12 protein-coding genes are annotated in these 13,686 nt (G+C 69.5%); 6 read left to right on the top strand and 6 right to left on the bottom strand.

Going from position 1 to position 13,686, the window contains the following annotated elements; translation table 11 throughout:
- A partial coding sequence (locus SX243_11325; protein ID MDY7093549.1) for a hypothetical protein occupies positions 1-655 on the bottom strand: 655 nt, incomplete at its 3' end.
- 94 nt (positions 656-749) lie between these two features.
- Between SX243_11325 and SX243_11330 the strand changes: the two genes are divergently transcribed.
- Entirely contained in the window at positions 750-1,325 is a 576-nt protein-coding gene (locus SX243_11330) for a sigma-70 family RNA polymerase sigma factor (protein ID MDY7093550.1), read from the top strand.
- Positions 1,322-2,269, top strand: coding sequence for an anti-sigma factor (locus tag SX243_11335; protein ID MDY7093551.1), 948 nt, complete (start codon positions 1,322-1,324; stop codon positions 2,267-2,269). The genes SX243_11330 and SX243_11335 overlap by 4 nt, the downstream gene beginning before the upstream one ends.
- Before the next feature lie 97 nt (positions 2,270-2,366).
- Here the strand turns inward: SX243_11335 and SX243_11340 are convergent, their stop codons facing one another.
- Positions 2,367-4,673: a M56 family metallopeptidase gene (locus SX243_11340; GenBank protein ID MDY7093552.1), complete on the bottom strand. Its 2,307-nt coding sequence runs from the start codon at positions 4,671-4,673 to the stop codon at positions 2,367-2,369.
- Positions 4,670-5,056 carry a BlaI/MecI/CopY family transcriptional regulator gene (locus tag SX243_11345; protein ID MDY7093553.1) on the bottom strand — a complete coding sequence of 129 codons (387 nt, stop codon included), beginning with the start codon at positions 5,054-5,056 and terminating at the stop codon, positions 4,670-4,672. The genes SX243_11340 and SX243_11345 overlap by 4 nt, the downstream gene beginning before the upstream one ends.
- Before the next feature lie 270 nt (positions 5,057-5,326).
- Here SX243_11345 and SX243_11350 point away from each other — a divergent pair, with 270 nt between their 5' ends.
- The 4 genes from SX243_11350 (at position 5,327) to SX243_11365 (ending at position 8,134) form a co-directional block, all read left to right on the top strand.
- Positions 5,327-5,788, top strand: coding sequence for a VOC family protein (locus SX243_11350; protein MDY7093554.1), 462 nt, complete (start codon positions 5,327-5,329; stop codon positions 5,786-5,788).
- A gap of 322 nt (positions 5,789-6,110) precedes the next feature.
- Complete coding sequence (locus tag SX243_11355; protein ID MDY7093555.1) at positions 6,111-6,683, top strand: sigma-70 family RNA polymerase sigma factor; 573 nt, start codon at positions 6,111-6,113, stop codon at positions 6,681-6,683.
- Positions 6,680-7,498, top strand: a complete 819-nt coding sequence (locus SX243_11360) for an anti-sigma factor (GenBank protein ID MDY7093556.1) — start codon at positions 6,680-6,682, stop codon at positions 7,496-7,498. Before SX243_11355 ends, SX243_11360 begins: the two co-directional genes overlap by 4 nt.
- A 147-nt stretch (positions 7,499-7,645) precedes the next feature.
- Positions 7,646-8,134 (top strand): hypothetical protein, encoded by a 489-nt coding sequence (locus tag SX243_11365; protein ID MDY7093557.1) that lies wholly within the window; start codon positions 7,646-7,648, stop codon positions 8,132-8,134.
- Positions 8,135-8,168: 34 nt separating this feature from the next.
- On the opposite strand, the gene SX243_11370 is transcribed toward SX243_11365, so the two are convergent.
- The 3 genes from SX243_11370 to SX243_11380 form a co-directional block, all read right to left on the bottom strand.
- A complete protein-coding gene (locus SX243_11370; GenBank protein ID MDY7093558.1) occupies positions 8,169-11,441 on the bottom strand; it encodes a CHAT domain-containing tetratricopeptide repeat protein in 3,273 nt (1,090 codons plus the stop codon).
- A 177-nt stretch (positions 11,442-11,618) separates the two neighbouring features.
- Positions 11,619-12,629 (bottom strand): HupE/UreJ family protein, encoded by a 1,011-nt coding sequence (locus SX243_11375; protein ID MDY7093559.1) that lies wholly within the window; start codon positions 12,627-12,629, stop codon positions 11,619-11,621.
- Positions 12,626-13,633: a peptidylprolyl isomerase gene (locus tag SX243_11380; protein ID MDY7093560.1), complete on the bottom strand. Its 1,008-nt coding sequence runs from the start codon at positions 13,631-13,633 to the stop codon at positions 12,626-12,628. Before SX243_11380 ends, SX243_11375 begins: the two co-directional genes overlap by 4 nt.
- Between the last annotated feature and the right edge of the window lie 53 nt (positions 13,634-13,686).

A 13,686-nucleotide genomic window follows, 5' to 3' on the forward strand; every position in this document is an offset into this window, starting at 1 on the left:
CTTGCTCGTAGCGGCCCTCGAGGAAACGGTAGTCGCCGGTAGCGGTGAGGAAGGTGCCGGTGACTTGGTCGCCGTCCTGCTGGAGCTCACCGCGGGCGGCCTCGGGGGTGACCTCTTCCTCGTCCGTCCCCTGCTCGATGAACTCCACCGCCCACACGCCGGAAATTTCCGGCAGACCGTCGGCGCCGGGTTCGAGACCAGCTTCTTCCAGCGGCAGGAAGCGGCGCTGGTCGCCGCGGGTGGCGGTGAAGGGGAGCACCGAATCGCCGTCGGGGATGGTCTTCCTCCACTGGCCATGGAGCCGCTGACCGTCTTCCGAGAGCTGGGAGGTGATTTCCGCGTCGTACCAATCGAAGCGCAGCACGACCTCGGATCCCAGCACCTCGACGCTGCTGAGCTCGGTGGCTTCCGCACCGTTGATCACCGCGGCCTGGAGCCCCACGGTGCCTTCCTCGATGCTGCCTTCTTCGATTTCCAGGGTGAAGGGTAGCTCGCCTCCGGGGGAGGTCAGGACGGCGCGCCAGGTGCCGGTGAGATCCGCTACGGTCGCGGATTCCGCCGGTTCTTGGGGTTTTGTCGTCTCCGATGCATCCGGCGCACCACAGGCGACGAAGAGTAGGGCAAGGGCGAGAATCATGGTGAGCCGAGAGCACATACCCTGCATCCTAACCGGAAACGCGGCGCTCGTGCTGGATCCTGGACCGAGGCTTGAAGCGCGGTGGGGGAGGTTGGATATACTCCGCTCTACTTTGACCAAGACCCGCGAGAAGACCGCCCCCGAGCCGCTCTTGCCCCGTGTCGCCGCCGGCGACGCGCAGGCGGTGGAGGAGTGCATCGATCGCTACAAGGGTCTGATCTGGTGGACCGCCCGCCGGATCATCGGTGCCGACGCCGAGGATGCGGTGCAGGAGATCTTCATCGAGCTGTGGTCCTCGGCCCACCGCTACGATCCCGCCCGTTCCTCGGAGCCCGCCTTCGTCACCATGATCGCCCGCCGGCGCCTCATCGATCGGCGCCGCAAGGCCGGTCGCCGGCCGACGGAGAGCTCCCTGACCACCGACGACGGCGAGCTGCCGGTGCGGGCTCCGCAGACTGTCGAGGCCAGCGCCGAGGCTTCCCTGGCCCGCCGGGCCATTGAGCAGCTGGATCCCAAGGAACGGGATGCGGTGACCCTATCGGTGGTCTACGGCATGTCCCACAGCGAGATCGCCGACCATACGGAGCTGCCCCTGGGCACCGTCAAGACCTACATTCGTCGAGGGTTGCAGCGGGTTCGGGATGTCCTCCTCTTCCGTCAGCCTTCTGCCGAGGAGGCGGCGTCATGAGCGCCCGGCGAGGACCTACCGACGAGCGCTGCCTCGACCTCCTGGTGGCCCAGGCCACGGAGGGCTTGTCGCAGGCCGAGAAGCTCGAGCTGGCGGGCCTGCTGGAGGCCGAGAAGTCGGTGGATGCCGAGGACTTCGAGCTGGCGGCGGCGGCGATCCAGCTGGCGGCGGCGGATCTCGACGCCGAGATGCCAGACGCCGTGATGCCGGCGGAGGTGGAGGCTGCCTTGCGGCGCCGAGCCCGGGAGTTTGCAAGTCGTGAGCTCAGCGCCGGCGCATCGATCTCGGCTCCGCCGGCGCAGGAGCCTCCGCCATCGGCGGAACTGCCGCTCTCGGACGTCAAGCCTCCGGCGACGGTCGTGTCGATGCCCGGGCGTAGCGGCCGCTGGGGTTGGTACGCTGCCGCCGCGTCGCTGCTGCTGGCGGCGGCGGGCTGGTGGCTGGCTCTCCAACCGGTGCTGGTGGCACCGCAGCCGCCGGAGGTGGTGACGGTGATCAACCCACCGCCGCCGGAAACGCCGACCGAGGCCCAATCCGAAGATCCGTCCGGGCCCAGTCTGGAGGATGTGCGCAACGCCGAGGATGCGGTGGTCGTCGCCTGGCAGGGCACCGAGGATCCGGCGGCGGCAGGGGTTCAGGGTGAGGTGCTGTGGAGCGATTCGTTGCAGGCCGGTTATATGGTCTTCGACGGGTTGCCGGCCAACGACCCGCAGCAGAATCAATACCAGCTGTGGATCTTCGACGCCGAGCAGGACGAGCGCTACCCGGTGGACGGCGGGGTCTTCGACGTCGCTGCGGGCCGAGCGGTGGTACCCATCGACGCCAAGTTGCGGGTGGGGGAGCCGACCCTCTTCGCGGTGACGGTGGAGAAGCCCGGCGGCGTAGTGGTGTCCAGCCGCGAGCGCCTGGTGCTGGTGGCCCAGCCCGCCGCCGCGCCCGCGTGATTTTCGCTCCGGCGCTGGAAACCCCTCGAAACACGAAAGCCCGGCCTCCCTGGTGAGGGAGAGCCGGGCTTTCGTTCGTTGAGGAGCTAGAGGGGCGTTAGCGGCGGGAGTCCGGGTCCTCGGAGCGCCCGGATCTCTGGCGCTGGCGCTCACGCTCCAGCTCCCTGCGGATCTCTTCCGCAAGACGCTGCTCCTCGGCGGCGATTTCCTGGCGCGCTTCCTCGATCGCCTGACGGCTCTCTTCCAGCTCGCGCTGAGCCTCCGCCAGCTCTCGCTCCATTTCCTCCCGCTGCTCGCCGCTCAGCTCCTGAAGCTCGGCCCGGCGCTCTTCGAGCTGCTGACGGGCCTGCTCCATGGCTTCGGCCTGATGCTCCTCGAGCCTCTGGCGCGCTTCCTGGAGTTGGTGCTGAGCTCGCTCCATATGCTCCCGGGTCACTTCCTCGTGATGTAGCTGTTGTTCGGCGACCCGCTGCTCGATCTCCTGCCGCAGAGCCTCGGCCCGGGCTTCGATCTCCGCTTCGGCGGCCTCCATACGGGCTTGCTCGTCGGCGGTGAGCTCGCGCTCTTCCCGCGCTGCAGCCTCGGCGATGCGCCGGAGCTCCTCGACGGATCCGGCGATCTCTTCGCGGAATTCCTCCTGGACCCGCCGCAGCTCTTCCCGCTGAAGCTCGGCCTGCTCTCGTTGAGCCAGGGCTCGCTCCCGGGCGGCCTCCCGCTCCTCGCCTCGCAGCTGCTCCCGTTCTCGTCCTCGTTCCTGCTCGCGGGCAGCGGCGGCCCGACGCTGCTCCTCATTGCGCACTGGTTCTCCGGAGGGCAGAGCAGCGACCCGGGCCACCGGCACCCGTGAGCCCGGGCTCAGGGGCAGGGTGGCGACCACCGGCCGGGCGGTTTCGGGGGCGACGGTGTGCCGTAGGGCAGCGGCCACCGGAGCATCTCCCGCAACCTCCTCCGGAGCTTCCGGCGCCGGCAGCACAGTCACCGGATGCTCCGGCAGCGGTGCCGAGGGCACTTCCGGAGGCCGGGGAGGAGCCGGGATGCTGTGCTCCCCGCGGGGGGCAGGGGGGGCTTGCGGCGCAGGAGGGGCCTCCGGAGCTAGTGGAGCCTCCGGAGCCGGGGAAGCCTGCGGTGCCTCAGGGGCTGCGGGAGCCTCCGGAGCTTCGGGCGCCGGTGGTGCCTCCGGAGCCGTCGGGGGCTCCGGCGGTGCCACTTCGGGTGCGGCACCGGTGACGCCGGGGAGGGCGACGCCCAGGGTCAGGACCAGTACCAGAACCGCCGGCAAACACCAGCGGGGCGCCCTGGAGATGGAGCCGGAAGCGCGCAGCAGGCGCTCCACCCGCCGGCGCAGGCCGCGGCCACCGGCGGCCATGGCGGGACCGGGGAGCGGCGCCAGGTCTTGATGCCAGGGGGCGGTGTGCCAGCCGGCGACGGCGGTGAGGCAGCTGGCGAGCTCCAGGGGCTGGCCGGTGTGGGCGGCGGCCCAATCATCGCAGTGATATTCCGCCAGCTGGGCCAGGCGGCGGCGGGCCACCCGGTGCAGGGGCTGGAAGAAGAAGATGCGCTCCAGTCCCCGGGCCAGCAGCTGCCAGGCCGGGTCGTGGCGGACCAGGTGCGCCAGCTCGTGGGCTACGGCACTCTCCTGCTGGGCTGGTGCGAGCTCCTGCACCGCCCGTTCCGGCAGGCAGATTTCGCCCTGGCGGCCCCAGCCCCGAGCCACCGGTACCGGCAGATAGAGGCTGCTGAACAGCCGCGGGCCGGCATTGGTGAGCGCGGCATCGGTGAGCGCGGCATCGTTGGATGCCGGCGTCTTCGGGCTCAGCGTCCGTAGCAGCCGGCGAAGCGCCTGGGCGGCGGGCCCCTGGTGCAGCGGCCGGCGGCCTTCGAGGCGGCGGCGCCAGATCAGATGCCCTAGCACCAGAAAAGCGATTCCGGTGACGGCGCCCAGCAGCCAGACGGCGGTGAAGGTGTTGGCCCAAGGAATGGATCCCCAAAGGGCAGCGAAGGAGCTTGCCGCCGGGGACAGGGAGCCATCCGTCAAGGGCACGGCGGTGGGCGCCAACGGGAGGTTGGCGGCGTTCGCCGGCAACGCTTCCGCCGCGGCGGAGAGAGACCCGTTGGCGGGCAGCGGCACCGATGCCGCTACGGGTAGGGCTGCCATGGGTTCCGCTGCGGTGCCGAGCCAGTTCCAGGGGTTGGCGGCGGCGGGCAGCAGATAGCGCAGGGTGGTGGTGCCCAGGGCGCCCACCAGGGCGCTGCGCCAGACGATCTCCTCGGCGGCGGTGGGGAGCCAGCGGCTCAACGCCCAGGCGAGAGCGAGAAAGACGGTGCTGTGGAGGGCGTAGGTGAGCAACCAAGGCGCCAGGGCCTGGCTGAAGGAGCTCCAGAGCTCTTGTAGGGTCGCGATCATTGTTCTTCCTCCCGCCGTTGCCCGGCGATGAGCTGGCGCAGCTCGTCCAGCTCGCCGGCGTCGATTTCGTGCTCCGCGATGAGATGGCTGACCAGGGCCGCGGCGTCCCCCTGGAATAGGCGTTGGGTGAGGTCCCCGACCATGCTGCGGCGGACCTCGGCTTCGGTGACGGAGGGTCGGTAGATGTAGCGCCGGCCTTCCTGCCGGTGATCGACGACGCCCTTGTCTTCCATTTTGGCGAGCATGGTGGCGATGGTGGTGGGGGCCAGACCGCGCTCGGCCTCCAGGGCCCCGTGAACGTCGGCGACGGCGGCTTCACCGCGCCGCCACAGGACCTTCATGATGGCCAGTTGCAGATCTCCAAGTCGGTGTTTTCGAGCCATGATTCTCCTTGGGTGAATACGTAGGCCGGGACTGAGATGTTCCCCGAACCCTTCGAGCATCGATTCGGTCGGCGCCGCGAACACCCGACCTGGCGGGCTCGTGACATCAACTACTCTATTAGTACTACCCGGGTAGTTGAATGTCAAGGGATGAATACTACTGGGGTAGTAATTGGTCGAGAATCCTGCCCCCGGGCGGCGTCTGAGTTACGCTCTGACGGCAGAGAGTCCCGAACCGCAAACCCCATCGACCCGCACCGAGGACCGACCATGACCGCGAGCAACGACCCGCCCTTCCGAGTCGACCAGATCGATCACGTGGAATTCTTCGTCCCCAGCCGCCGGGCGGCGGCGGCTTGGTATCAGCGGATCCTGGGGCTGGAGGTGGTACCGGAATTCGAAAGCTGGGCGGAGGATCCCCGAGGCCCGCTGATGATCGCCACGCCTCGGGCGGGAACCAAGCTGGCGCTCTTTCGCGGTGAGTCCCAGGGTGGCCGCCCCACCGCCGGTTTTCACCTGGTGGCCTTTCAAGTCAGCGGTGAAGGGTTCCTCCGCTTCCTCCGCCGGCTGCCGGAGCTCGACCTCCAGGATCACCTGGGCCGCCGGGTGACGGAGGAGCTGGCCAAGGACCACCAGAAGGCCTGGTCGATCTATTTCTCCGATCCCTGGGGCCACCGCTTGGAAATCACCACCTACGATCACCAGACCGTGGCCCGGGCGCGCCGGGCCTGAGGCCGGTCACAGCCGGCGTCTCGGGCTGGGGCCCAATTGCGCCATCTGGCGGGGCTGGGGGAGAATCGCGGCACATGATCGAGCTTGTGCTGTCTGCCCGGTGCGCGTCGCGCGCGTGGCCTGAGCTGGACCCTGAATCCAGCCTAGGGCTTTGGAAGGTTCTCGTGGCGAAGCTGAGAGGTTTGCCGTGCTCGTCCCACTGGTCTTCGAGAGGGGGGCTGGGTCCCCATCCTCGCGGCAGGGCCCCGGGAGAAGCGAGGGATGCGGATGACGAGCGGAGAGAGCTGGCGGTGGGAGATCGGTTCCATGGGACCTCGCTTTCTTGAGCGCCCTCACCCCGGAGATCGCCGCCGATTTGGTGCGCCGCATCGCCGATGGCGACGACGGGGCCGAGGGCGAGTTGATCGAGCGCAGTGGCGGGACTTTGCGCTTCCTGGCCCGCCGCTTCACCCGCAGCGAGGCGGATGCGGAGGATCTCTACCAGGACACGCTGATGCTCGCCCTGACGAAGATTCGCCGTGGCGAGGTCCAACAACCGGAGCGGCTGGCCGGCTTCCTCCGCTCCTTGGTGAAGAATCTGAGCACCCAACAATACCGCCGCCGCAGATATCAGGCGGAGACTTCGTTGGAGCAGCGGTTGGACTTCGAGGACGCGGCGGCGGCGAGCCCGCTGGACGGATTGCTGCACCAGGAGAGGAGCTCTTTGACCCGCCGTGTTCTCTCCGAGCTCGGGGTCCCGCGGGATCGCGAGGTTCTCTTTCGCTACTACCTCACGGGAGAGAGCAGCTCCCGCATCTGCGCCGATCTGGAGATCGAAGGCGATCACTTCTACCGCGTCCTGTCGCGGGCTCGGCAGCGTTACCGGCGGCTGTGGGAAGAGGCGCGAGCTGAATGAGCGACCCACGACAACCGAAGGCCATGGACCATCCCCGCATCGACGACGAGCACGTCCTCGACCGCTATCTGGCGGGCCGCCTCGCTCCGGAGGACGAGGCCCTCTTCGAGGAGCACCTCTTCGAATGCGGCGAGTGTCTGGAAGCGGTGCAGGCGGGGGAGGAGCTGCGCCGGGGGCTGCAGCAGGTGGCGGCCGAGGATGGGACGCCGAACGCGGCCCCGGAAGGGCTCCCCAGAGCGCTCGAATCGGCCACCGAGACCGGCGCCCTCGCCTGGTTGCGCAGTCGTCGGCCTCCACAGCTGATGGGCCTGTTGGCCGTCGCCCTGGCTCTGGTGGTGATGCCGGTGTTGTTGCTGCGCCAGGGCGCGGAGCTCGACCGGCTGGAACAAGAGAACGCGAGGCTCACGGCGGCCGGCGGGGGGCAGAGCGAGCCCGGGGTATGGACCCTCGCCGAGCCGCTGGCGAACCTGGCCGTGGTCTCGTTGGGTGTATCGCGGGACGCCGGGGGCACGGTGGAGATCCGGCCGGATCCGCAGAGCGACGCCCTGCTGCTCTCCCTCGAGCTTCCGGCGGTGGACGCGGCGCACTACCGCGTGGATCTGCGGGATACCGCCGGAGAGACGCTGTGGAGCAGCGGCGAGCTCGAGCCCACCCTCTACGACACTCTCCTCGTCGCCCTCCCGCCCTCCTTCCTGCCGCCGGGGGAGTACCGCATCGAGATCCATCGAGCACCGAGCGAGAGCTCCGCGCCGGCGGCGGAGATGGCCTTCCGGGTGCTGGCGCCGAGCGCTGGCGATCCCCCGGAAAGCCCATAGCGAGGCCCTGTCGGAAGACCGGCGGGACAGGCCCGAGATTGGAATCCGCGACAGAGAGATCGAGGGGCAGAGGGATGAGAGGTTTTCCCACCGCCACTCACTCAGAGGGTGGAGCCAACGACAACTTTCTACCGAAGGAGAGCCCTGATGACCCGTTCCACGAGCTCGAATGAGAAGAAGCTTCCCCAGCCCGGAGATTTCGCCCGTCACTGGCGGGTAGTGGCGGGAGATATCGGTCATACGGATCCGTCGCAGGAGCCGGATAGAAAGTACTACGCCGTCCTCGTCTACGAAGCCGGAGAGGATACCTTCCAGCTCTTCTCCCAGAAGGAAGAGAACGGCATCGTTGGCGAGATGGTCTGGAGACAGAATCTCCACTACAACCCCGAGACAGGAACCCTCGAGAGCTTCATCGAGCCCCGCATGCTGGAGCGCTCCATCAGCTTCTGGCCCGGAGGTGGCAGCAGTGGCCGTCCGGACTGCATCTACGCCATGCGAAAGGCTGGGCTGGAAGGCCTGGATCCGACGACGATCGAGGAAACGCTACTCCCCTGGGAGTACCGCAAGGAGCCGGGGGACGACGGAGAGATCCTGGTGGCCACGCCCTATGGTGCTTGGGGAGCCGAGGGCGGCTGAGGGGCGACCGCCGGCCGGACCATGCCGGGCTCCTCTAGCGCCAATCCCCCTGCAGGGTGAACGCGGCCCAGAAGAACGGATCCCGCCAGCGCCGCTCCTCGCGCAGGGCCAGCTGAGCGCTGCGCAGGGCGGCGGCGGGGGAGGCGCCTTCCACCAGCAGAGAACGATAGAAATGCGTCATCAGCTCCGCCGTGGCTCGATCTCGAACCTGCCAGAGACTGGCGACGATGCGCGGGACGCCGGCATAGAGAAAGCCGCGGGGGAGCCCCACCAATCCTTCGCCGCTGACTTCCTTGCCGAGGGCCGTGCCGCAGCCCGAGAGCACCACCAGCCGCGCCGAGAGCCGGAGATTGGCCACGTCGTAGAGGCCGAGGAATCCGTCGATCTCGCCGCCGCCGGCATCGACCTGGGAGAGCACCAGGCCGGAGAGCTCCGGGGCCTCGGGATGGACAAAGCCGTGGGTGGCGAAGTGCAGGATGTCGTAGCCGGCGAGCTGGTCGCCCAGCAGCTGCTCCCGCCGCGCGTCGGTGTCGAGGGCGAGATGCACTGCCTCCGGCGGCAGCTGAGCGGCGATGGCCTGCGCCTCCCGCCGGCTGTGGGGCAGACGCTCGAGATTCTCGATTTTCAGGCGGCCGCCGCTTCGCAGTCCTACCTCCTCCCGCCCTCGCCCCTCGGCCAGGGCTCCCGGGCTGGGCTCGGAGGTCTCTTTCCCCTCTGAGCTGAGACGGGGATCGTCCCCCTCGAAGACCGGGTCTGCGAAGATCGCCACTCTGGGGGCGCCGCGGGCACCCTTGCCGGCCCCGGCGAGCTCCCGGCGCTGGGCCGCCAGCACGGAGGCGGAGGGCAGGTTCACCACCTCGTGGCGGCTGATCACCGGCTGGGGTGGCTGGGGTGGACCCACCGCGCCGGGAGCGGACGGCAGGGTCAGAGCGGCGAAGGGGAGGAGGTGCAAGGCTCCGTCGGCGACGATCACCAACCGTTGATCCCGCAGCCGTTGCGCCACCGGCCCGAGCAAGCTCTTGCCGAGGGCATCGAGGGCTTCCCGGAGCGCCGCCGGGCTGCGGTGGGGATCGGCGAGCAAGCGGTAGGCCTTCCTCGCCAGCTCTTCGAGGGTCTGCTGCGGGGGAAGCTCGTGGACGGCGACGGCGGTGGGAGTCACCCACCACAGGAAGCTGCGCTCCTCGCCGAGGAGAATCTCCAGCAGCACCGTCCCCTCGTCCAGAAGCTCTTGGATCTCGCTGACTTTCAACGGCTCGGCGCGGTTCAACGAATCGAAGCGTGGGTCGGCGCGGCGCAGCTCGGCGCGTACGGTGTCGAGCTCGGTGAGGGCCGTGTAGAGCTCTTCCTCGGCGGCCCGGGCTTCGGCCTGGCTGTGCTCCCGCCCGAGCACCCGCAGCTGCTGGCGGGTTTTGGCGGCGAAGCGCTGCCGGGCGTCGCGCAAGCGCTCCCCAAGCTCCGGCTCTGCCGCTTGCGCGGGCCCCGCCCCCGCCGCTTCCAGCAGGGCCAGCAGCGACCAGGAGCGCGAGCGTTCGCTGAGTTCGAGAGCTTGGAGGTCATGACCCGCCGCCGGCGAGCGCCGGTGCAGCGCCATCAAGGTGTCGACGTAGAGCCGGTACACCAGCCGTTGGGAGGCGAGGAAGGAGGCCCTTTGGTTGGGATCGCCGAGATTTCCCCGGAGCCCTTCGAGGGTTCCCACCGCGGTCTCGAGATGCCCCGCCGCCGCCTCCAGCCGTCGCCCGTCCCGTTCCGCCCGGGCCAGGGCGGTGAGGGCCGCAATCTCTCCCAGCGGGTGGCGTATCCGGCGGTGCAGCTCCAGGGCCTGCTCGCCGGCCGTCAACGCTCGGGACCGATCCCCGAGCTTGCGGTGAGCGTCGCTCAACAGGGTCAAGACTTCGGCTTGCCCCAGCCGGGCGCCCATCTGGCGCTGCGTCGCCAGAGCGAGCTCGAGGTGGTGGAGGGCGCTTTCGGTCCGCCCCAGGGAGAGCTCGACCTCTCCCATCAGCTGGCGGGCGGTGGCCGCTCCTCGCTCGTCCCCCAGCTCCTCGCTGAGGGCGAGGGCTCGGCGTAGAAACGCCACCGCCTGGACCGGTTGGCCGAGGCCGGCGGCGGCGCGGCCCAGATTGCGCAGCGTCACCGCTTCTCCCGCTAGATCCCCCACCGTTCGCCGTAGCGGCAGGGCTCGCAGCAGATAAGAGCGGGCTCGCTCGTGTTCTCCCAGCGCCAGGTAGCCGAAGCCGATGTTGTTGAGGGTGCGGGCCTGCCAGTAGAGCTCGCCGCGCTCTTCGAAGAGCTCCAAGGCCGGGGCGTAGTGCAGCAGGGCTTCTTCCACGTCGCCCAGTCCGTGGTGGTAGAAGCCCAGGTTGTTGAGGGTGACGGCCTCCCCCAGGGTGTCGCCGTTGGCGCGGTGCAGAGCGACGGCCTGGCGGTAGTAGGCGATGGCTTGAGTGGGCTCCCCCAGGTTCTGCTCGATGCCTCCCAGGTTGTTGAGCAGATTCGCCACCAGCGCCGGATCGTCGCCGGTCCGGGCGAGGCCCAGGGCCTCCTCATAGCAGCGGCCAGCGGCCTCGAAGCGCCCGCTCCTCTGCAGTACCAGGCAGAGGTTGTTCCTAGTGATCGCCTCCCCGCGTCCGAGGCGCCGGCGCAGAGCGAGAGCTTCCTCCAGCGCTTCCCGAGCCCGGCCGTTGTCGCCGATCCAGCCGTGAACCAGGCCCAGGCGATCAAGGGTGGCAGCGACGCCGGAGGTTTCGTCCAGCGCCCGAAACAGGTCCAGGGCTCGTTTGTAGTACTGCAGAGCCTGAGGGTAGTCGTCGAGCTCCTCGAACAGCCCGCCCAGGGTAAGCAGCGTCATGGCTTCGCGATGGCTCTCTCCGGCTCTGCGGAAGGCGTCGATGGCCTCGTGCAGTCGGGCGGCGATGGCCTCGGTTCCGTCCTTGCCCCCCTCCGCCCACAGCCGGCCTGCTTCGGTTACCGCGGATTCCCCGCGCAAGCGGAGAGGGCCCTCGGAGGAGAGCTCTTCGAGCCGCAGGGTGAATCGTCCGGGAGGAGCGCCTACCTCGCGAGGGTGAATTTCAATCCGGTACGCGCCGGTGATGGCAGGCGTCAGCAGCAGGCTCTCGATCCCCTCGCGGTGAATCGGGTTGTCGATGCGCAGCACGGGCTTCCCCGCAGGGTCCTTCACCTCCAGCACCACGTCGATGCCAATCTGCTCGACGCGCAGCCACCAATGCCGGCCCGCGGTGAGCTCGGCGCCGAAGGTTTTGCTTTCCCCGGCGGCCAGCCGGTGCGCGGTGGGCCGGTCGGGAATCAAAGGCAGGATGCCGGAGGGGGGCTCGTCGCTGCTTGCGGTGAGAGGAGTCAGAAGAGCAAAAAGGAGGATGGCGCCGAGCCCCCGGAGGACGCTGGGCGTAGGAGACCCGGCGGGAGCTGGTGAAGCGCAGCGGCTGGCGGAAGCGGGCACTACATTGGAGAATAGCACCCGGGGCGGTTAGAACAGCCCGGCGCTGCGCTCCAGGATCCAGAACACCGACAGGCCGCCGATGGCGTAGGCGGGACTCCAGCGCAGCCAGCGGGGCATTCTGGGGATCCAAGGCCGCAGCGCCCAGCCGATGGCTAGGACGGCGGCGACGAAGAGGAGCTGGCCGGCTTCGATGCCGAGGTTGAAGGCCAGCAGCGCCAGCGGGATCTCGCCCTCCGGCAGCCCTACCTCCGCCAGTGCGCCGGCGAAGCCGAGGCCGTGGAGTAGCCCGAAGCCGCCGGCTACGAGCCACGGGCGGCGGTGCACCAGATCGTTCTCATCGCGGGTCAGCTCCACCGCCAGCAACAGGATGCTGGCGGCGATGAGGATCTCCACCGGCGCCGAGGGCACGTGCACCAGCCCCAGGGCCGCCAGCGCCAGGGTGACGCTGTGGCCGGCGGTGAAACCGGTGACGGTCCACACCAGGCGCCGTAGCTGGGGTACCAGCAGCACCAGGGCGAGGACGAAGAGAAGGTGGTCGAGGCCCAGGAGGATGTGCTCCACGCCGAGGACCAAATAGTCGCCGAAGACCGCCAGCGGTCCCTGCTCCCGAGGCACCGTCCAGCTCGGCTGATCCGCCCGCAGGATGGCGCGGGCGGCACCACCAGCGGCGAGGGTTGCGAAGACCATCACCTCGCCCCGGCGGATATCGAGACCGTCCACCGTCACCTCGGCGCCGGCCAGCCCCTCGGCGCCGCAGTCCAGCGTCCAGCTCTCCACCAGCTCGCCGTCGAGGCGCCGCTTTTCCGGCTCCTGCACCACGACGCAGCGGTCCGACAGCTGCGGCTGGAGCAGGCGGCCGCCGCGGCGCGGTGGCTGCTTCCAATCCACCGCCACCCGGCCGTCGGCGCTTTCGGTGAGCTTGAGCAGCGCCGGCGCCACCGGATGGGCTCCGGCGGTGACGGGGAGGAACAGTCCAAGGGTGAGAGCGACGATGAGGGTCACCAGGAAGGGGGCGCGGCAGGCGTGGAGAGATCTCAAGACGGGCCCTCCTCGCCGTCGCTGCTCGCCGCCCCCGGACCCCCCGTACCGAAGCCCGGGGGCCGCTGCACCACGATCTCGCGCTGAGTCCTCAATTCCTCCAGGGCGTCGGCCAGGCGGGTGCGCCGGCGGTGCAGGATCCAGCTCTCGGTGAGCACCTCCCGGTTTCCATCCACCTCCGGCAGGGAGGCCGGCAGGCGCTCCTCGACCCACAGCAGGTGCTCGCCCCAGGGGGAGCTTACCGGTCCCGCCCAGCTCCCGGTTTCGGCGCTGAAGGCGAGCTCGGCGAAGGCGTCGCCGAAGCGGCGTTGGAGATCCTCCCGGGACAGGGGGCCGGGGCGGCGGGGCGGTGGCGGTGGGGCCCAGGGGCCTTCTTCCGAGAGCTCGGCGGCGTGCGGGCCGATGCCGTCACTCTGGAGGCGGCCCAAGACCTCGGCGGCCTGGCGACGGTTCTCGGCGGGGAAGAGGAGCTGGGTCACTCGCGCCCGGGGCGGCAGCTCGAAGGTTTCCCGCTCCTGCTGCAAATACTCCCGAAGCTCCTCGTCACTGGGGCGGGGCTGGGGATCCTCCTCGGTGAGCAGAAACCGAGCGCCGTCGGTGAGGCGCTGGCGGGCGAGGGCGTCCCGGCGGTGCAGCCCCAGCTCCAGGGCCTGCTCGAAGAGCTCGTTTTCGTCGGCGTCGGCGGCCTCCGGAGCACCGCTCACAAAGCGCCCCAGTCGCACCAGCCGGCGGCGCACCTGGGGATCCTCCCGATGCAGCCCGTGGTCCAACGCCACCTCCATCAGCAGCTCGTCCTCAATCGCCTGCTCGACGAGTTGCTCTGCCTCCTCGGCGTTGGGGGCGGCACCGCTGTGGGAGGACCATTCGGCGGCGAGCTGGCCCAGGCGCTCCCGGGAGATGACCAGCGGCGGTATTTCCTCGCTCCTCAGCTCCTGGAACAGGAAGAGGGCGAGGCCGATGAGCAGGAAGTGGGTGAGGGGAGCGCGCAGCCAGCGGGAGAGCATCGAAGGGGAGGATACAGCAAAGCCCCGGCGGGCGACAGGATCGTCACCCGCCG

Source organism: Acidobacteriota bacterium, from assembly GCA_034211275.1.
In the GTDB taxonomy this organism is placed as follows: domain Bacteria; phylum Acidobacteriota; class Thermoanaerobaculia; order Multivoradales; family JAHZIX01; genus JAGQSE01.